The organism is Variovorax ginsengisoli, assembly GCF_030486595.1.
GTDB lineage: Bacteria > Pseudomonadota > Gammaproteobacteria > Burkholderiales > Burkholderiaceae_C > Variovorax > Variovorax ginsengisoli_B.
Genome location: NZ_JAUJZH010000027.1, coordinates 40,756 through 58,645 on the forward strand (window position 1 = coordinate 40,756; position 17,890 = coordinate 58,645).

Consider the following 17,890-nt stretch of genomic DNA (forward strand, 5'->3'; position numbering starts at 1 on the left):
GGACAACGACATGGAACAGCAGACCTTTCGCGCCGCGTACGACGTGCTCCAGAAGCACGCAGAGACCTTGCGCGAGCAGAAGGAGCCCAACATCGACGATCTGCTGAAGATCGTGACCGAATCCGTGGCCGCCTACAAGGTGTGCACGAAGCGGATCGACGCGGTGGAGGAAGCCCTGAAAGCTGCGCTCGAAGGCGCAGGCGTCGAGGGCACTGGCACGGTGGGTTGAGCGCCAGACGGGCTCACGTAACGTTCGTCAACGCCACCGCCGCTTCCTAAGTGACACGCCAGCTCACGCCCATCTCGCCCGGCTCGCGCTTCGGACGCCTCATCGTCGAGGCGCTGGTGGAGGACGGACCGCGCCATCGCTACAGCTGTGTGTGCGACTGCGGCAACACCGCCCCCAGCGTGCCAGCGACTCACCTCAGGCGAGGGGTCACCAGAAGCTGTGGCTGCCTCCAGGTAGAGATGCACGCAGGACGCAGCGCCAAACCTCCAGGCGTGGCCGTCGAAGCACCCACGGTCGCCTCACCATCACCGATGAACGGACCGCCGAACATCGGGCCGCCTCTTGACGCCTGGATGGGCTTGCAACAGGCCTTGCGAGCACGAAGCCATCAACTGCACGCTGTCGATTTGATGTACGTCTCCGCTAGCTATAGGGGCGAAGAGCTAGAAGTTGCAGAGGAAGCGCTGGACAACCTGGTGTAGCCCGCGGGCGGAAGCACGTGGACGGAGCCTGCGATTTCGGACGTTCAGCAGGCCCCTAACGAGGCATGACGCGGCCGGGCCTATCGGGCCGACAGCGCCATGCCAATGATGACGGTCACGACGATCATCACGACTACGAATTCATAGCCCTCGAGCGACAAGTCTCGGTCGTGGAACCTGCACAGGACGTCGGCCGTGCTGTCGGGATTGCACCGAGGACAGAGGGGATCTGGGTTGGGCGACCGCGGCATCACTCCGGCTCCCGCGACCGATTCGGCCGCCGCGCCATCAGAACTCCGTCCAATCGCCCTCGCCACCCGCCGTCGCCACCTGCTTCGACGCGCCAGTCGGCTCGATTCGGCGTGCCTGCAGCGCTGCTGCCTTCGGCTGGACGACGGCCCGGGCCGATGCAACCACCGGCTTCCGGCTGAGCGCATCTTCGCTTCCATGGTCGAGGACGTTCACGGCCTGCGCCAGACCCGACGCCTGTTCCTGCAAGGAGCCACAGCGCCTTCGCGCCGCTGCTTGTCATGTTGTTCACTTTCCCGTTATTGCGTGAAACTCACACGCCAGAATATTGCACGTTTGCGGTTCGCATCTAACTACTATCGCGGTTATAATTTTACGCGATGTCGCAAACTCGACCATTCGGCGCCACGAGGCTCCCGACCCGCTCACGACTCGCGTCGTGCAATTGTTGGCTGCGAACCCTTCCTTCTGGGACGCCATCCGGTCGAGTTGGCTGGTCGATTCGAACTGGAGGCCGCGCCTGGACTGCTTTGCGACGCTCAAGGCCACCCATGCTCGGCCGGCTCAGGAACTGGTCGAAATCGTCGATCGTTGGAGCGAAGGTGACCTGAGCAGCTTCGCGGTTCTCAAGCGCGATGGCGCAATGCTCCAGGTGGGTCGAGACGATCTCGGGCCGCCCCCCTATGTACCTTGGGCGATCGTGCGCAGCCACGCCGCTCCCAAGCTCGCGATCGCCGGCATCGACCCGGCTACGGCCGACTGGGACACGATCGCCGACGCAATCCACCAGCACGGTGATCCCACTCACCTCCCCGATCAACCCTCCGACGAACAAGACGACGGCGCCGTGCACGCGCCCCGAGGCTGACATGACATCAATCGATCGTGACTTCTTCCGGCGCCGCCCCATCCTCTCGGATTCGCAGGTTGCGGACCTCCTTGAACGGGTCTACCCGTCTCCTGCAAAGACCGGAGCCGCGCGCACGAAATCGCAGATGTGGCTGAGCCTGCCCAACAACGGAAAGTGGCGTCAGGGCGCTTTCGGCGATATCGACGCGACGCCGGACCTGATGAGCCTGCTCGGACGCGAAACCATCTACCAGGTGGTCGGGAACGACAGCGCGGACCGCCACTACTACGTCGAGCTCATCGAGCGCGCCGATGGCGTCCATGACCTGTATCTCCGCCGTCGCGCGTGACTTCGATCACCACACGGTGCAGCCCCTCGGCACCCAGAAGGCAGCCGCGGAGCTCGGCCACCTCGATGTAGTCATCGCCGGCCTGCAGCACGTTCACGGTCTCGGCCGCCGCCATGAGGTGGTCCCGCTGCTCGGACGACATGAGCGACCAGGCCGCGCGAAGGACGTCCTGCAGATCTCCGACCTCGGGATCGGGCTCGCTGCTCTGCCCGTGCTGCTCCGCAGCGTTGAGGATGCGCTCGATGCGCGGGTCTTTGGGTTCTGGGGAGGGGTTGGTCATTGGTTTCCTCAGCCGGCCATGGCTTTGCCGCGATCAGCGGGTTGGAGGGCTTCCTGCTCGGCTTCGTCAGCCTCGCGAATCTCGCGGAGGAACTCGGCGCCCGCTGGCGTGTCGTTGCCAAGGCACCGGTTCTCGAAGACCAGGATTTCCCCGGCCGGACGAAATTCGTGCAGGGCCTGTAGCTCCGCCAGCTCAAGGGGAGCGGTCTCGACCCGTGAATCGCCGTGCCTCAGGCTGCCGCGCGCCGAAAGCATGATCAACGGGCATTCGGTCCCGCTCGGGATCGCAGCCACATTGAGGACTGCCGAGCAAATATCGGTCTGTGCTGTCTCGTCGAAGAATCCACCCTGCCGACCACGCCACCGGGCGTTGAAGTTCAGATTGACCTCGACCATGTCGAGTCCGGCCACGGCCTTCTCCGCACCAGCCTGGCGCAGCACATTCACCACCTCATTCAGGCGGGCCAGGTACTGGTCATCGATCTCGAACTGAACCCAGCTCGAACCGAAGCAATCTTTCGTTCCCCAGCACCTTGAAGGCCACCAGGCGCGGGGCCCCCTCGCGCGGCGATTTCGGCGTGGGCGTACCGGATCTGATCATCCGTCTCCATCCCGTGGAGCGCCGCGCTCTCGATCGCGCCATGGTCGAGTTCGCTCCACAACGCGTCAGCCATCTCGGCGAACGTGCGGCCCTCACTGTTCGCGACTCGAACCGCGAACTTGTTCAGGACGTGCTCGACGTCCTCCTCGGAGATGGCGAAGGCTGTATATGTGCCATGGAAGCGTGTACGGAATGAAGCGTTAAAAAGATTGCACTACTTAGACCGCAATATACCTATGCTACGAAGCAATCAAGCATTTGTTTTGGAGCCCCATAACCATGGCGATGACGTCAGCAAGCGTGTCCACCGACGCAGAAACCGCACAGGCCCGGGCAGCAGCCCTGGCCCCCGCCGTTCTGCGCTTCGCATCGTTCCGTCGGCTCACGCGCGCCGCCTCTCCCGCTCTGGCCCCGGTTGCAGCTCCAGCACCCGCTTCAGCCCGCGCCCCGGCTCCAGCGCCAGCTACGGCTCCAGCGTCTGCGGTCCGCCCGCTGGGCCTGCGCTTCCCCGGCGCGGCTGCGGCACCAACAGCCCCGGCCGCTGCCCAAGGTCCCGCTGCCGCCCCTGCGCTCGCCGCTGCCCCCGCTGCCGCGGCCCCTTTCCGGTTCCGTCCTCTTTCGTTCGGCCGCGCGTTGGCCGTGCCCGCTGCCGCCCCCGTCGCGCCCGCTCCCGCCCCGGAAGCCCTCGCACCGTCCGCGGCGCCAGCCCCGACCGCTCCGACCCCCGCCCCAGCGCCCGCGCCAGCCGCTGCTCAGGAAGAGCTGGATGACCTGACCCCGCCTCCGCCCGCCGCCCCGGTCCCGAAGGGGTTCGGCTTCGGATTCAAGGCGGCCGCCGGCGAGTCCGCGCTTCCGCTGGGCTTCGGCGGCATGACCAAGCCTTCGCCCGACGAGACCCATGTGGGCATCGTCAAGAGCGTCGCGATCTACGGCGACTGGGCCGTCGGCTCGATGGACACCCAGGAGCGCGAGTCCCTGAAGATCACTGGCTCCGCCGTCGCGCACCTGAAGGAGGGGCTCGAGTACGCCCTCACCGGTCGCATGAAGGTTCACCCGAGCCACGGCGTGCAGCTCGATGTCGTCAGCTTCGAGCCACACATCCAGCCCGACGTCCCGTCCATGGCGCGCTTCATCGCCGCGAACTTCACCGGCATCGGCAAGAAGCTCGCCGAGAAGTACCTCACCAAGGTCAAGGACGAAGGCGGCGACAAGGGCCTGGAGGCGCTGCGCCTGAAGCTCGTCAACGAGCCCTGGGCCGTCACCTTCGAGTCGGTCTCCAACCGGAAGACCAGCTTCGGGGACAAAAACGCCCCGCCCGCCGATTCGGAGAATCCGGCCACGCTCGCCGATTCGCCCGAGATCCCCTACATCGAACGCATGCTCGCCACGAAGTTCGGCGCGCTGCGCGAGCTGAAGGCGGCCGCGATGAAGCTCCTCGCCATGACACTGTTCTCGCAGGCGAAGGCGCTCAAGGACGAAACCCGCCCAATCACCGAGGTCGCCGCGGCCCTGCTCGCGAAGGACCCGTACAGCCCCATGCGCACGATCCCGGGCTACGGCTTCCGCAGCGCCGATGCGATTGGCAAGGCCATGAACATCCCCCGCGACGCGCCGGTGCGCCTGACCGCCCTCGCTTCCTTCCTCGTGATGGAGGAATGCGACTCGGCTGGGCACGTCTTTGTGGGCGAGCCCCAGCTGCGCAACCGCCTGGCCAAGACCGAGCCGATGATCTCGCTGGAGACGCTGATCGAGTACGCCACCGAAAGCGGTGACCTGCGCATTGAAGAAGACGAGACCGGCAATCGCCGGATCTACCCGGCCAAGCTCTTCGAGGCCGAGGTCCGCCTGGCCGAAGACCTGCACAGCATGCTGGTGACGGCCAAGCCCCTGCTGCGCAAGCGCACCTACGAGCAGTTCCGCACCAAGGCCATCGAGGTGAGCCAGCGCCTGCTCGGCTACGAGCTCGACGAGGACCAGATGAAGGCCCTCTACGGCATCGCCACCAGCGAATCGCGGCTGCACGTCGTGACGGCCGGCCCGGGCTGCGGCAAGACCGCCATCATGGAAGTCTTCAGCGCCATGATGTCCCACAAGGACTGGGCGTTCGCCGCTCCGACCGGCAAGGCCGCCAAGGTCCTGTCCGCGCGCGTCGATCGCAATGGCTACTCGGCTTCCACCCTGCACTCGCTACTGAAGGGCAGCCCCGAGGGCGGCTTCATGATCAACCGCAACAGCCCTCTCGGTTGCCAGATCCTCGTGGTGGACGAAGGCACGATGCCGACGCTCTCACTCTTCGAAGCGGCTACCGCTGCCTTGCGGCCGGACGCGCACCTGATCATTCTGGGCGACCCCGGGGTCGAGGGCCTGGCCGGCCAGCTGCCTTCCATCGGTGCCGGCCGCGTGCTCAGCGACATCATTCGCCTGCCGGGCGTGGATCACCACCACCTGACCGCCACGAAGCGCAACTCGGGAGCGATCCTGGAGACCGTGAACCAGATCCGCCAGTACTCCCTCGCCTGCGAGGACGGCCCAGGTGTCACGTTCTCCCACACACTGCCGTCGGCCGAAAGCTACTTCGAGACCGTAGCCGGCAAGTACGTCGAGCGCGCGCAGGCCAACGGCATCGAGAACGTGGTGCTGCTGATGTCGCGTCGCAACGGCGCGGCAGACGAGCCGACCTGGTGCACCGACTATGCGAACGCGCGTCTACGCGATCTGCTGAATCCGCACGCCATCAAGATCCCCGGCACCGCCTCCCTGCACGTGAACGACCGGATCGTCATCCGCGACAACATGTCGCTCGGCGAGGACGAGGAAGGCATGGACATCCGGGTGGTCAACGGCGACACCGGAACGATCACCCGCTTCCAGCCCCACAGCGATCCGAAGCATCGCGGACCGCAGTACGTGGTCATCAAGCTCGACGACGGCCGCTTCATCCAGTTCCCGGGCGATTCGCTCAAGGAACTCCAGCACAGCTACGCCGCAACGGTGCACATGGCCCAGGGCAGCGAATACAAGGACGTGATGCTCGTCATGACGCCCGGCCAGGCTTCCTTCATGAACGCAAACATGTTCCTGACGGGAGCCAGCCGCGCGCGGGAAGGCCTCTGGATCTACGGCGACGACGCCGAGCTGCGCAAGATCGCCGCAACGAAGCTGCCGGCACGGAACACGACCCTGGTGGAGCGTGTCAACGAGAAGCTGGCGGAGACGCTGAGCAACATCGACGACGCCGGCGCGGAAGAGGATCGGCCCAAGGGCTGAGCAGATCATGACCGCACATACCCCGATCCAGGTCCGGACGGTCTCCGATCCGGCCGACCCGAGCGACTTCGAGGTCCTCGGCGCGAGCCTCCCTGAGGCTCAGCTCGCCTCGCTGATTGCGCGCGACCGGTTCGTCGACGTCGTCAACCAGGACGGGGTGCGGCTTCAGCTCAGCTTCGACATGGACACGGAGACGCTCGTGTGCGAGCGCCTGGAGCCTGAGGCAGCGCCTCTGGTCGACCGCGTGACCGGCGCGGGCGTGAGGCTCTCCCGATACGCCACGCTCGACATCCCGTTCGCGCACCAAGAGCGCGGTGCGAGCCGCGCAGCCTACGACGACCTGATCGGCCCCAACATCGCGACGGTCATGGCAAGCGTGGGATGGCGCTACGACGGCGCCATGCTCCGCATGAACGCCCTCTCGGCAATAGCAGACCCCCGGATCGTGGCCTCCAGCTGGGCCGGCACGATCAGATCGAGCGACGGTGCCCGCGGCGTCAACGTCAGCTACGGCGTCGGGGCAAGCCATCGCGGCGCCGGCCTGAGCCGCTTGCTCGCCTACTGCGCGGTGGCGGAATGCGTGGCCCACCAGGTGCTCGCCGGCGAGCCCCTCCCAACGTTCGTGAACATCCAGGCGCGCGCTACAAACGCCGCGTCCCTGGCCGTGGCCCGGTCACTGGGTGTACCCGCATGCCCAGAGGCGTGCTTCTGCGTGCCGGAGGAGGGACGCCAGGTGGCGTACGTTGGCTTCCGAGACTCCGTGGTCGACTTCCTTGCCAGAGGTCTGGAGCACACGGTGGATCGCCTTCCCGGCTACGACCCGGGCTCGATGGCTGCTGCGCGCATCGGGATCGTCGGCGAAGCCGGTTCAAGCCTGGGCCTGCTCGGATGGCTTGACAGTGCACCTCGTGACGACGCCCCGGATTCGTCTCTGGAGCAGCGCCAACGACAATGACGGCGCGTTCGCAGGGCGTAGGATTCGCCTGTTAAAAAACTTCACAACGAGGCGAAATTGGGGCGAACAGGGGACTTTTCAAAGCGAACGATCCGGGAACTCGCAGAGGCGGCGGCTCACGCCTGCGCGCGATGCGGGCAGGTAACGTCCTACTTCGATCCTGCTCTAGGCAAACGCGTTGGCTACGGGAGAGGCGCGCACATCCGCGCAGCTTCATCTGCGGGCCCAAGAGGCGATGAGTTGTATGAGCCAGAGCAACTGAAAGCCGCCGATAACGGCGTGCATCTATGCGCGAACTGTGCAGACTTGATTGACAAGGATCCCGGCAGATATTCCGTGCCCTACCTACAGGGATTGCAGCAGGAGGCCGAACGACGATCTAGGCTTGCCGTTTTGCAGCCTGGCGGAGTAAATCGTGGATTGCTCACGTCAGAGCAAGCTCACCGCGTATCGACGTTCATCGACAGGACGACCAGATGCCTGTTCCAGCTAGTCCTCTATAGGAATCACTCAGGCTGGGTGGGCTACTGGCCGTGGCTTGAAGCGAATCACGCCCGCAGTTTTTCCGGCGAATGTGCGCATATCCGCCACCTCGCCCACCCACTCTGCGCAAACAGCCCGCATGCAGTTGATATCCAAGTGCGAGTAGTGGAGTCGGTAGGCTCGCTTTTCGATAAGGTATCGAATGCGCCGTGGCACTTCGATGAAACCTCCGCCGCTTTTCGGCTTGATGCTGCGTCACAGTTCGGCGCGGGCCGTGAACAGGCAAACGCCGCCGGCGAGTTGGCAGATAGCTACCGGCGTGACATCTACCGCCTAACGAGCGACCTTGGTGCGATGACTAACGGCGGCTCGGGCCGCCTCATTGGGGCCTTCTCCTGAGCTTCAATTCGGCGTGGCAGCTAGTCGCTCTCGCTGAGTGCTCAGCGAACTGCGATCTCGCCGTCTCGTACCAAGTAACCGGACCGGGATCTGTACTCACCTGTCACCAGCCGCTGGTCGCCCAACGGTTGGGGGCGCGGCCTGGGAATCACCCGACGCATCATTTCGCTGCGTTCACAGCATCCTTCAATGCCTTGCCCGCGGTGAACTTCACTGCCTTGGTCGCCTTGATCGTGATGGCCTCGCCGGTCGAAGGATTGCGGCCCGCGCGTTCGGCGCGATCGGAGATCGAGAAGTTGCCGAAGCCGAGCAACTGCACGGTGTCACCTTTGGTCAGCGCACTGGCCACTTGCTCGAGCGTGGAATCGAGCGCGCGGGCGGCGTCGGCCTTCGAGAGGTTGGTGTCGGCAGCGATGGCGGCGACGAGTTCGGCTTTGTTCATTTGAGGTCCCTCTGAGGCGTGGAAAGTTGGGGCCGGCGGGCGGCGCGTCGATGCGCGGAAGCGCTGCTGGCACGCAGCCTGTCCGGCCAGGCCCTCCATTGTGGCCGATGACCCTGTAAGACCTGCGGCGCCGACCATGCGCGCGAAAGAGAACTTTTTTGCTCCACACGTTCCTCTTGCGCGCCCAAAAGTGAACTGATTCTCGCCTCTGCCCTAGCGCAAATACGATCCGCGTCAGTAGACTGGTACGCAAGAAAGAATCCGCCCATGCAAATGACCACCACCTCCCTCGATTCCCTGCGCCAGTTGATCGCCACACACGAGGCCTCGATCGACGAAGGCTTCGCCGCCCGCGAAGATGGCTCGCTTCCCTACGCCGACGGCGAGTCCGATGGCGCGCGCGTGCTCCTGCGCCAGCACTCGATGCTGACGGACCTGCAGGAAGCAGCGGCGATCGGTGTGACGGCGCTGGACCTCGCGTTCGAGGGAGAGTTCGATCCCGTCGAGCATTCGCTCGTGCCCGAGGGCGAGACCGCCTTCGAGAAGAACAAGGCTCTTCACGAGATCGCCCTGGCTGGAATCGAGCCCATCATTGCCGCGGCCCGCGCCGCCGGCATCACGGTCCACGCACCCGAACTGGAGCAGGAAGCAGTGGCGGCCGCGGATGAATCCGAACAGCGCCGCGAAGGACAGCATCGTGGCTGACACGAACGAGCGGCTGCGCTCCGCGGCGACCGTGTTTGCCGATCTGCGCACGCGCCGCGCCGGCCCGCGAATCGGCACCCTCTCGAACCGTCCAATCCACGACTTCATCGAGAGCGACGGCGCGCGATGGATCTTCGACGGAAAGAACTTCGCCGGTCGCGTGCTGGCCACCTCCGACATCGTCCATCACCAGGCGGTCTACTCACAAGTGACGCGCTGAAGGTGACTGCATGCTGAGCAATGACGAGCCCGAGCGCCCACAGGCCGCCGGGTTTTCGGGTGGGATCGCAGGAGGCGGCAGCCGCAACATCGACGGGTCCGTGATCGATCAGATCAAGCAGCGGGTCGACATCGTCGAGGTCGTTGGCCGCCACGTTGAACTGAAGCGCGCCGGTGGAGCGCTCTTCAAGGGCTTGTGCCCTTTCCACACCGAGCGGTCGCCCTCGTTCACCGTCACGCCCTCCCGCCAGAGCTACCATTGCTTCGGCTGCGGCGCGCACGGGGACGCCGTGCAGTTCCTGATGGAAATGGAGGGCATGTCCTTCCGAGAGACGATCGAGGACATGGCCCAGGCCGCAGGTGTCGCGATCCCCGCCCCCGACCCGCATGCGCCTGTCGTGCGCCGCCCGCCGCCCGATGTGAAGAAGGCGATGCACCTGGTGATGGACATCGCAGCGAATCGCTACACCAGCGAGCTTGCTGGCGCCCTTGAGCTGATCCAAGCCCGGCCCGACGCCGCGGGCTTCCAGGCGGACAGCGGCCGCTATGTGCACGCGAAACGAGGCATCCACCAGACCACCATCGACCGTTTCCGCATCGGCCTAGCGCCGGAAGGCTGGGACACGCTGAAGGAACTGGACTGGCCGCGCGAGACGTTCGCTCCTGGCCAGAACGACGCCGCCACCACACTCGCATCCGTCGACCTGATCCGTGCGCGCGAGGAGCGCGAAGGCGGAGCAGCGCCAGCGCCCGCCGCCCCGGCCCGCAAACCTTTCGGGTTCCCGAGCGCAACGCGCCCGGCGACCCTCGCACCAGCCGCAGCGCCGACGCCGCCGGCGCAACCCGCCTCCTACTACGACACCTTCCGCGCGCGCCTGATCTTTCCTGTGCGGGACACCGCCGGCAAGATCGTGGCCTTCGGCGGGCGCAGGCTCATCGAGGACAGCTCGAGCGCCAAGTACCTGAACAGCGCCGAAACGCCGATCTTCCACAAGAGCAACGTGCTGTACGGCCTGTTCGAGGCTCGGGAAGCGATCCGGAAGGCCAAGCGCGTGCACGTGGTCGAGGGCTACATGGACGTGGTCATGCTGGCGCAGTACGGTGTGGAGAACGCCGTCGCGTCCATGGGCACGGCCATGACGGAGAGCCAACTGCAGACGCTCCTGCGCTTCACCGAGTGCGTGATCTTCGTGTTCGACGGCGACGGCGCCGGCCAGAAGGCTGCCCGCAAGGCGGCCGAGACGGTGCTGCCGCTGGTCCGCGCGACCCACGACATCCGCATCCTGACTCTTCCTGACGGCCAGGACCCGGACGACTACGTCCGCACCCACGGACGTGACGCCTTCGACGAGCTCGTGGAGACCTCGGCCAAGTCGCTCTCGTTCTTCCTGCGCGACCAATTGCTCGCGGAGTGCGGCGGCGCGAAGTCGCCCGAGCAACGCGCCCGCTTCCAACAGCGCTTCCAGCAGATCCTCAAGCTGATGAGCGCCGACCAGACGCTGGCAAAGGAATACTGGAAGATGTTCCAGCAGGTGCTGACCGGCAACGAGGCCCGCCCTGCGCAGCCTGGCGCCGCTGGCAGCCAGGCCTTTCAGACCTTCGGCTACCGGCGGCCCGCCGTCACCACCCCAACGCGGGCGCCCACGCTCACCGCCGCGGAAAGCTCGATCGTGGCCAAGCTTCGCGATGCGGTCCGCGCTGCTCCCGAGGTGGCGCTCCAGGTTCGCGAGGAGATCGTAGGGCTACTCGACCCGGACGATCCCGCCGAGCTTCGCTTGCAGAAGGATCTGGACGCACTGGACGAGGCCATGCCGCCGCAGCGCGCCGCCGAGGGCACGCCGGAATGGCTCCTCGCTCGCGACGCCCTCCTCTCGCATGCGGAGCTCTTCGAGATCCACCGTCGCCAGCAAGTGCGCGCCGAGCTGCAGGCCCAGCGGGCGAGCGGCGAGATCTCCACCGCCGACTACATTCGCGAGTTAAAAGAGCTTGGATGAATGAGGTGGGGTAGCACCCTGACAGCAAGCGCAGGATTTGTTTCCCCTGCTTATCGACAGGATCAGCGGTCTTGGGAACGACGGGAGCGGCCTACTGGATAGAAATACATAGCTCTCGAAACAGTTGGCCCAAACAAGGCAACGGTGCTGTAATGCCGCCTCGGATCGGCGTGTATCACTCCTAACCAACAACAATTGGAGGATCGCTATGGCTGTTTTGGGGCTCGCTAGAACAACGGGCAACAAGAAGTTGAACGCTGTATTGCGAAAGCTTGAGAACTACGATTTCGAGCCAATCACGCGGAGTTGCTCAGCACGATATGGCTGGGCTCCCAAAAAGGCCCGAAAGGTCGAGCTTGAAGCAAAGCGGTTCTTCTCTTTTGCCTTCCTAGACCCAGGCCACTACCACATCCCTGAAGAAGATGTTGACGAGTACTGGCACCGCATGATTTTGCATACACAGTGGTATCAAAAGTTCTGCATGAAAATGTTCGGCGACTACTACCATCACACGCCCGAGCCTGACAAGGATCTGGTCAGCAAAGAGAATCGCATGAGATCTCTTCGGCTAATCGAGCATTGGTACGGATATCCGTGGCAGGATTTGGTTAAGACCTGCACTCAATGCAGAGGCCCCTATAAACCCCGTACGAAGGTCGCGAGAGAGCTGGCGCCGTCAAAAGAAGCGCGAATGAAGGACTAGCTCTTCAGATCTACCCACGCGGCACATCCACCGGCGGCGCGTTACCGGCCATCAGCACATCCTTCAAGGACGGTTTGGCCTGCGCCGGCGCGATCGCCTGACCCAGCGCCTTCTGCCAGGTCATGTCCGTGCCATGGAACTCCACGGCCTCAGGTGCGTCGAGCATCAGTTCGAGCGCGATGCGTTCCTGGTCGGTGAAGCGTTGTGCGGTGGTGGTCATAGGGGTCACTGTACTGGAATGGGCGTGATCGTCGCGGGATTTCTGCTCAGGACGGACCGATTCCGCTTCGAGCTCGCTCATCTCGAACGCCTTCCACAGCGGTTTCAGGAATGCGGCGACACATTGCGCATCGAACCCCGGCTCGCCAGGCGCGCGCATGGCGGCCAGCGCTGACGGCTTGGCCACGATCGTCTCCTTCAGGTGCCGCAGGAAGCTGCCCGTGTCATGCCCGTCTTTCGAGGCAGCCGCCTCACGCCAGACCGCGAAGCCATCGAGCTGCCGCGGCGTGATCGCACCGCGCGCCAGCATGGTCAGCACAGCAAAGCCGTCGGCGTAGCGTTCCGATGATCGGGTGCGCTCGACGCTCTTCGCGAGCAGCTCGCCCGATGGCGCGCCGACGATGAGCAGACGCTCGAAGCGGACGTCGAGCAAGTTGGAGGCGACCCGCTCCGACCGCACCCGCCCGGCCAGGGCGATGTCCCGGAGGGCGGCGATTCCTTCGCTGTACTGGGCGCAATGGGCCGCCTCGTGGGCGAGCACGAATGCGGCAGCCGTGTCGCGATCGACGCCGGCGAGCCGCATCAGATCCCCGAACTCGGGCACGGCGCGATCCGGCACCAGGATCACGCAGCCCGTTCGGCCTGGCGCCTTGCTCGCGTAGGCCCAGGCATGCGGATGATCGATCTGGGGGGCGATGCTCTCGATGTAGGCCCCCGTCCGCTCCGGACCACCATTCACCGGAGGAAGCAGGCCCGGGTTCGCGTCCACGTAGGCGTCGACCTGGCCGCGCAGCTCGGTACCGGCCAGCCTGGCGTGATATGGGAATGGGAACATGGCCACCTGCGTGCTGCGGCTCGCGGTCGCGATCACCTGGGCGCCGGCGCGCCGCATCGCCGCATCAACCAAGCTCTCCTGGGCGCCCGGGACCGTCGCCTGGTCGCCGGGCACGAATGAGGGTGCCGGCTCGGGGACCTCGGCCTGCGCCGGCCCGAAGCTCATCGCGGCCGTGGCCATGATTGCGCCGAGCAGGTGGGCCCGCCACATCCGGTCGCCGCCGTGGATCTCGATCCGCTCCGGCGCGGCGAGCAGCGCCTCCAGGTCGGCGCGTTCCTGGTCACCCACGTGGGCGCTCCGGCTCATCGGCCACGCCTTCGCCGGGAGACCACTGTCCCAGGTGGCGTTCGCCCAGCGCGATCAGATCGCGGCGAATGACCCGTTCAAGGTACGCGCCGAAATCGATCGCGCCCTCCCGGCTGAAGACGCCTGCGACGCGAGTCGCCTTGTGGTCGTCCTTGGGCAGGAGCAGGACCTGGGCCACGTCCGACCTGATCGGAACGGGCAGATCCATCACGCCATAGTCCGGACCCAACCTCTCCAGCTCCGCGCGGACGCCCGCGAAATAGACAGGCTCGCCTGGCAGGACAAACATGTGGAACGCCATGTTCAGGCGGGACACACGCAGCGCCTCCAAACGGATTCCCTCGCGATCGACCGCGGCGATATCGAACACGGACGGGGGCCAGCAGATGCGCCCGGCGAGGTATGCCCGGTCGACACGCTCCCACCGGTGCACCATAGAGCGGCCAAACGTCTCCCAGACGAACTCGCTGTCATCCGGCAGCGCTGTATGCAAGCCCGGGTGCGAGCGCAGTTGGGCGCTGAGCGCACGAGCGCGGGTGTCGAACATGCGGGTAGAAAGAGGCGTCATGGTTGTCCCTGGAGAACGAAGTTGTCGGTGGAGGACATCGGCATCACCCGGCCGGCGCGTACCGCACCGATTCGTCTTCATCTTCCTCACCGTCCCCGCTCACGGCAAACGGTGGTGGCGCCCACTGCGCGCTCAAGCGCTCGGCGTTCGAGCGCTGAACGGCCATCAGCATGTCGAGGTGGGTTCCCAGGTCAAACAGGCCGCCCTGCTTGCACGCCTCGGCCACCTTGGCAGACCTGGGCTCGTCACGCGGAAGGAGAACAATGCGCCCCTCCTGCGCCGTGTACGGCCGGGGCAGATCCAGGCTGAAGAACGTGGCTCTGTAGGACTCCATAGCCTTGTGGAACCAGTTCGAGAATCGCGGCTCGCCGGGGATGACGATCATGTCGTAGGCCTCCAGCATCGAATCCAGTGAGAGCTCGTCGATCTCATAGATGCACAGTGGCCCGTTGATGGGCGTATTTCGTTGGATCCGGGCCGCCACATAGCGCGCGGCAGCGAAGTGGTGGGAGCCGCCGTCGTTCATGAGCATGACCCGGCCATCCCACAAGTTCAGTGACAGGTGGTCACTGGCGCCTGGCCGCCCAAGTCGCACCTCCTTGTAGGCCAGCAGCTCGGCAACACGCTCTTCGCTGAGATCCCCCAGCCAGCTCGGCCGGTTCGACTCGATCATTGAATCGAGAGTGGAATACTCCCGCAAACGCGACTTGGAGTTGCTGATGCCCACGACGTCCTGAATGTCGCAGGACCACGATTCGACTCGGGTGCACCGGCCGAAGGAAGCGAGCTGCGGGACCAGCCGCGAAACGCCGCGGTAGCTCCCACCCTTGCTGCTCCAGCCCTGGAGCGAACCGCCCGCTCGGCGGCCGAGTTCGTCCCACCGGACCACGCTGCCTGCGTCCACCCTGGCATGACCTGGGTGCACATCGAAGCGCTCGAAGCTCCACTCGCGCAAAAGGCGAGTTAGCGGCCCGGCGCCCGTGAGGTGCGCGTAGAGGTCGCTGGCGCCTTGCCGTAGCCGATTCATGGAACAGCCAGTCGCCTCAACGCGGGCGCCGCGAGCCGCTCTGCAGCTGCTGCATGTCTTCGTCGGTGTAGCCGCGCAGGTCGCTGCGCTGGGGGATGCCGCTCGGCTGACCGGCCGGCTGGATGCCGAACTGCGCGGCGAGGCTGACGCGATCCGCCGAGACTTGGCCGACACGCTCCGTCGGGCGGCTCGATTGGTTGGCAAGCTGGCGCCTCTGGTCGAGTTCGACCTCACGGGCCTCGAACGTCTTCCAGACCGGCTTCAGGAAGCTGGCCACGGCCTGGGCGTTGTAGCCCGCGCCGCCGCTCGACTTCATCGCTTCGCGAGCCGCCGGGTTGCGCTGCACCTGGTCATTCACCCAAGCGATGAACGACGAGGTGTCGTGGCCACCGGTCTTCAGCCGCCACGCGCCGATGCCATTCCACTGCTGACCGCTGAGCGGCTGCTGGGCGTTCATCGCGAGCGCGGCGAATGCGTCTGCGTAACGCTCGGACGAGCGCACCGACTTGTCGACCGTCTCGGGGATGTTCAGGCCGGCGAAGTTACCCGCCTTGATGGCGCTCTCGGTGTGGACGTCGACCAGACCCGAATACGTGATGCGCTGGCGCGCCTGCGCGGCGTGGCCGGTTTGCGCGTCCATCGACGCGGCGATCGACTCGCCCTGCTGGGCGCAATGGGCCGCTTCGTGCAGGACCGTGAAGTCCATCGCCTCCTTCGGCGACAGGCCGGTCAGCTGCGACATCCGCTGCGCGTAGTCCGATTGGCTCGCGTGCACGACGATCAGGCAACCCGAGGTGTTGGGCTGCGAGCCCACGTACATCATGGCAGTCGGGCCGTTGATCTTCGCCTGCACCAGGCTGTCACGCAGCAGGCCCTGGCCGCCCGGGCCCGCCGGCGGCACCGCGGCCACCGCGCGCTTGGAGACGTCGTCGAACTGGCTGTACTCGTTCCCGGCGGTCACGACGACTGGAAACATCACCGGACGCAGCGTCGAGGTCGCCGCGATCGTGCCCACATCATTGCGGACCATGACTTCGGCCAGCTCGGCCGTCGACTGCGGTACGTCGGTGGCGCCAAAGCCGAGGGACTGCGCCAAGGTTGGCTTCGCCTGGATCGTCGATCGCACACCGACCGCATTGTTGGGGTTGGCGCCCGAGGAATTGAAAAGGGTGCGCGGCACGACACGACCGCTCTCGACGCCCTGGGCACCCTGGCCCGCGGCCGCTTGCCCGGGCGCAGCACCGCCGTTCATGACGTTGCGCACACCGGTGGCGACGGCGCCGGTGGCAACGCTCGAGGCGACGCTCGTCATCGTCCGCTCGAAAAGGCCGGGACTGTCAGCATGGGCGGCCGGCGCGAACGACATCGCCGCGGTGGCCATGAGGACGCCGACCAGGCCGGTCTTCCACGCCGTGTCGTTGCCGTGCACTTCGATGACTTCGGGTTCAGCGAGCATCGCCTCGAGCTGGGCGCGCTCTGCAGCTGAAAAGCGGTTCTGGGTTGCCATTTCGGGACTTCTAGTTGGATAGGGAAACAGAGCGGCCGGGGGCGGCCGCAGACGGGGAAACGGTTGGAGCGGGAGCGCCATTGCGCGCCTTCATCCCGGACACGAGCACTTCCTTGAGACCTTCGCTGACCTCTCGCGGCGCGCGGTGATCTCCGCCTTCTCAAAGGCCTTCCACTGAGGACGAAGAAATGCGGCGATCGCCTGCGCATCGAAACCCGGCCCGGACTCGGCCTGCATCGCGGCAAACGCGGAAGGATCCCGGCGCACCTGGTCGCGCACGAAAGCGAGAAGCTGGCCGTGTTGTGGGTGGCGGCGTCGCCCAAGCGCCAGGCGATCAGTCCTTCGATCTGCTGCCCGGTTATGCGGTTCTGGGCCATCAGGGCCAGCATCGCGAAGGCATCGGCGAAGCGCTCGGCGCTCAGCTTGTTCGAGCGGCCGGAGAGGAAGCCGCTCATGAACACCTCCGAGTCCCTGCCTTCGGCGATCGCCTGCTCGGCCTGTGCACCGAGCATCCCCGATGCGACTCGCTCGGGAAGCACGCGCCCGTACCTCATCACGTCGTAGGCGGCTGTCAACGTCTCGGCCTGCTGCACACAGTGCGCGCTCTCGTGCATGACCGCGAAGTCAAGGGCGGCCTCGGTGCTCAGGCCTGTCGTTCGCGCGAGCGAGGCGATGGCCGGCGCATGCTGGTCGCTGATCAGGAAGGCGCAGCCCGTGCGACCCCTTTCCTTTGCGACATAGCTCCAGGAGATCGGAGTCTCCGTCTTCGGAACGTCGGCGACCAGGTTGTTCTGCAGGCGGATCGCACCACCCAGCGCCGGCTCCATGACACGGCCGCTGAAGACGAACTGCATGACCTTGTCCTGCACCTGGTCCTCGTTCATTCCCGCTGGGAAGGCGAAGGGGTACACGGTCGGCCTCACGCTCACAGCGGTGGAGGCGATCTCCTGAGCACCGGCGCGGCGCATCACTTCGCCGGCGGCTGCGTCCGTATTCGGCACCACCGCCTTCCTTGCGAAGAAGGAAGCCGAGGGCGCGTCGATGTGGGAAAGGTAGGCTGGGTCGCTGTCGGCGCGAGCAGGGCCGAAGCTCATCCCCGCGGTCGCCATGACCGCCGCAAGCACGCCCGCGCGCCAGGCGCGGTCCGAGCCGTGGATCTCCACGCGCTCGGGCGCATCGAGCATGCCCTGCAATGAGGCACGCCCTCTCGCGCTGAAGCTTT

Annotated in this window: 20 protein-coding genes; 11 read left to right on the plus strand and 9 right to left on the minus strand. The window is 65.7% G+C overall.

The window, feature by feature from the left end:
• Nucleotides 1–10: 10 nt before the first annotated feature.
• On the plus strand, nucleotides 11–229 hold the full coding sequence (gene xseB / locus QZH52_RS29095; RefSeq protein WP_301814366.1) for an exodeoxyribonuclease VII small subunit: 219 nt from the start codon (nucleotides 11–13) through the stop codon (nucleotides 227–229).
• 770 nt (nucleotides 230–999) lie between these two features.
• Here xseB and QZH52_RS29100 read toward each other — a convergent pair.
• A complete protein-coding gene (locus QZH52_RS29100; protein WP_301814367.1) occupies nucleotides 1,000–1,176 on the minus strand; it encodes a hypothetical protein in 177 nt (58 codons plus the stop codon).
• Nucleotides 1,177–1,399: 223 nt separating this feature from the next.
• Here QZH52_RS29100 and QZH52_RS29105 point away from each other — a divergent pair, with 223 nt between their 5' ends.
• Together QZH52_RS29105 and QZH52_RS29110 are read left to right on the plus strand one after the other, a co-directional pair.
• The gene (locus QZH52_RS29105) at nucleotides 1,400–1,828 is read left to right on the plus strand and encodes a hypothetical protein (protein WP_301814368.1); all 429 of its coding nucleotides are present in this window, start codon (nucleotides 1,400–1,402) and stop codon (nucleotides 1,826–1,828) included.
• Between the two features lies 1 nt (nucleotide 1,829).
• Nucleotides 1,830–2,159, plus strand: coding sequence for a hypothetical protein (locus QZH52_RS29110; protein WP_301814370.1), 330 nt, complete (start codon nucleotides 1,830–1,832; stop codon nucleotides 2,157–2,159).
• Here QZH52_RS29110 and QZH52_RS29115 read toward each other — a convergent pair.
• Both QZH52_RS29115 and QZH52_RS29120 read right to left on the minus strand, forming a co-directional pair.
• Nucleotides 2,107–2,439: a hypothetical protein gene (locus tag QZH52_RS29115; protein ID WP_301814372.1), complete on the minus strand. Its 333-nt coding sequence runs from the start codon at nucleotides 2,437–2,439 to the stop codon at nucleotides 2,107–2,109. The genes QZH52_RS29110 and QZH52_RS29115 overlap by 53 nt on opposite strands.
• An 8-nt stretch (nucleotides 2,440–2,447) precedes the next feature.
• Nucleotides 2,448–2,885 carry a hypothetical protein gene (locus QZH52_RS29120; RefSeq protein ID WP_301814373.1) on the minus strand — a complete coding sequence of 146 codons (438 nt, stop codon included), beginning with the start codon at nucleotides 2,883–2,885 and terminating at the stop codon, nucleotides 2,448–2,450.
• 86 nt (nucleotides 2,886–2,971) lie between these two features.
• Here QZH52_RS29120 and QZH52_RS29125 point away from each other — a divergent pair, with 86 nt between their 5' ends.
• The 4 genes from QZH52_RS29125 (at nucleotide 2,972) to QZH52_RS29140 (ending at nucleotide 8,143) form a co-directional block, all read left to right on the plus strand.
• On the plus strand, nucleotides 2,972–3,235 hold the full coding sequence (locus QZH52_RS29125) for a hypothetical protein (protein ID WP_301814374.1): 264 nt from the start codon (nucleotides 2,972–2,974) through the stop codon (nucleotides 3,233–3,235).
• Between the two features lie 674 nt (nucleotides 3,236–3,909).
• Complete coding sequence (locus QZH52_RS29130) at nucleotides 3,910–6,306, plus strand: ATP-dependent DNA helicase (protein ID WP_301814376.1); 2,397 nt, start codon at nucleotides 3,910–3,912, stop codon at nucleotides 6,304–6,306.
• Nucleotides 6,307–6,313: 7 nt separating this feature from the next.
• Nucleotides 6,314–7,261, plus strand: coding sequence for a GNAT family N-acetyltransferase (locus QZH52_RS29135; RefSeq protein ID WP_301814377.1), 948 nt, complete (start codon nucleotides 6,314–6,316; stop codon nucleotides 7,259–7,261).
• A gap of 240 nt (nucleotides 7,262–7,501) precedes the next feature.
• Nucleotides 7,502–8,143 (plus strand): hypothetical protein, encoded by a 642-nt coding sequence (locus tag QZH52_RS29140; protein WP_301814379.1) that lies wholly within the window; start codon nucleotides 7,502–7,504, stop codon nucleotides 8,141–8,143.
• A 160-nt stretch (nucleotides 8,144–8,303) separates the two neighbouring features.
• On the opposite strand, the gene QZH52_RS29145 is transcribed toward QZH52_RS29140, so the two are convergent.
• Nucleotides 8,304–8,585: an HU family DNA-binding protein gene (locus QZH52_RS29145; RefSeq protein ID WP_495574036.1), complete on the minus strand. Its 282-nt coding sequence runs from the start codon at nucleotides 8,583–8,585 to the stop codon at nucleotides 8,304–8,306.
• Between the two features lie 267 nt (nucleotides 8,586–8,852).
• On the opposite strand from QZH52_RS29145, the gene QZH52_RS29150 reads away from it, so the two are divergent.
• The 4 genes from QZH52_RS29150 to QZH52_RS29165 all read left to right on the plus strand — a co-directional run bounded on the left by QZH52_RS29150 (nucleotide 8,853) and on the right by QZH52_RS29165 (nucleotide 12,206).
• The gene (locus QZH52_RS29150; RefSeq protein WP_301814380.1) at nucleotides 8,853–9,290 is read left to right on the plus strand and encodes a hypothetical protein; all 438 of its coding nucleotides are present in this window, start codon (nucleotides 8,853–8,855) and stop codon (nucleotides 9,288–9,290) included.
• On the plus strand, nucleotides 9,250–9,510 hold the full coding sequence (locus QZH52_RS29155) for a hypothetical protein (RefSeq protein WP_301814381.1): 261 nt from the start codon (nucleotides 9,250–9,252) through the stop codon (nucleotides 9,508–9,510). The genes QZH52_RS29150 and QZH52_RS29155 overlap by 41 nt, the downstream gene beginning before the upstream one ends.
• 10 nt (nucleotides 9,511–9,520) lie before the next feature.
• Complete coding sequence (locus tag QZH52_RS29160; protein ID WP_301814383.1) at nucleotides 9,521–11,503, plus strand: DNA primase; 1,983 nt, start codon at nucleotides 9,521–9,523, stop codon at nucleotides 11,501–11,503.
• 208 nt (nucleotides 11,504–11,711) lie between these two features.
• Nucleotides 11,712–12,206, plus strand: coding sequence for a glycine-rich domain-containing protein (locus QZH52_RS29165; protein ID WP_301814384.1), 495 nt, complete (start codon nucleotides 11,712–11,714; stop codon nucleotides 12,204–12,206).
• A gap of 10 nt (nucleotides 12,207–12,216) precedes the next feature.
• Here the strand turns inward: QZH52_RS29165 and QZH52_RS29170 are convergent, their stop codons facing one another.
• The 5 genes from QZH52_RS29170 to QZH52_RS29190 are packed head-to-tail and all read right to left on the minus strand — an operon-like array spanning nucleotide 12,217 to nucleotide 17,861.
• The gene (locus tag QZH52_RS29170) at nucleotides 12,217–13,548 is read right to left on the minus strand and encodes a hypothetical protein (RefSeq protein WP_301814386.1); all 1,332 of its coding nucleotides are present in this window, start codon (nucleotides 13,546–13,548) and stop codon (nucleotides 12,217–12,219) included.
• On the minus strand, nucleotides 13,541–14,134 hold the full coding sequence (locus tag QZH52_RS29175) for a DUF6685 family protein (protein WP_301814387.1): 594 nt from the start codon (nucleotides 14,132–14,134) through the stop codon (nucleotides 13,541–13,543). Before QZH52_RS29175 ends, QZH52_RS29170 begins: the two co-directional genes overlap by 8 nt.
• 43 nt (nucleotides 14,135–14,177) lie before the next feature.
• On the minus strand, nucleotides 14,178–15,161 hold the full coding sequence (locus tag QZH52_RS29180; protein WP_301814388.1) for a DUF6685 family protein: 984 nt from the start codon (nucleotides 15,159–15,161) through the stop codon (nucleotides 14,178–14,180).
• A gap of 16 nt (nucleotides 15,162–15,177) precedes the next feature.
• Nucleotides 15,178–16,542: a hypothetical protein gene (locus QZH52_RS29185; RefSeq protein ID WP_301814389.1), complete on the minus strand. Its 1,365-nt coding sequence runs from the start codon at nucleotides 16,540–16,542 to the stop codon at nucleotides 15,178–15,180.
• On the minus strand, nucleotides 16,470–17,861 hold the full coding sequence (locus tag QZH52_RS29190) for a hypothetical protein (protein WP_301814390.1): 1,392 nt from the start codon (nucleotides 17,859–17,861) through the stop codon (nucleotides 16,470–16,472). Before QZH52_RS29190 ends, QZH52_RS29185 begins: the two co-directional genes overlap by 73 nt.
• Nucleotides 17,862–17,890: the final 29 nt, after the last annotated feature.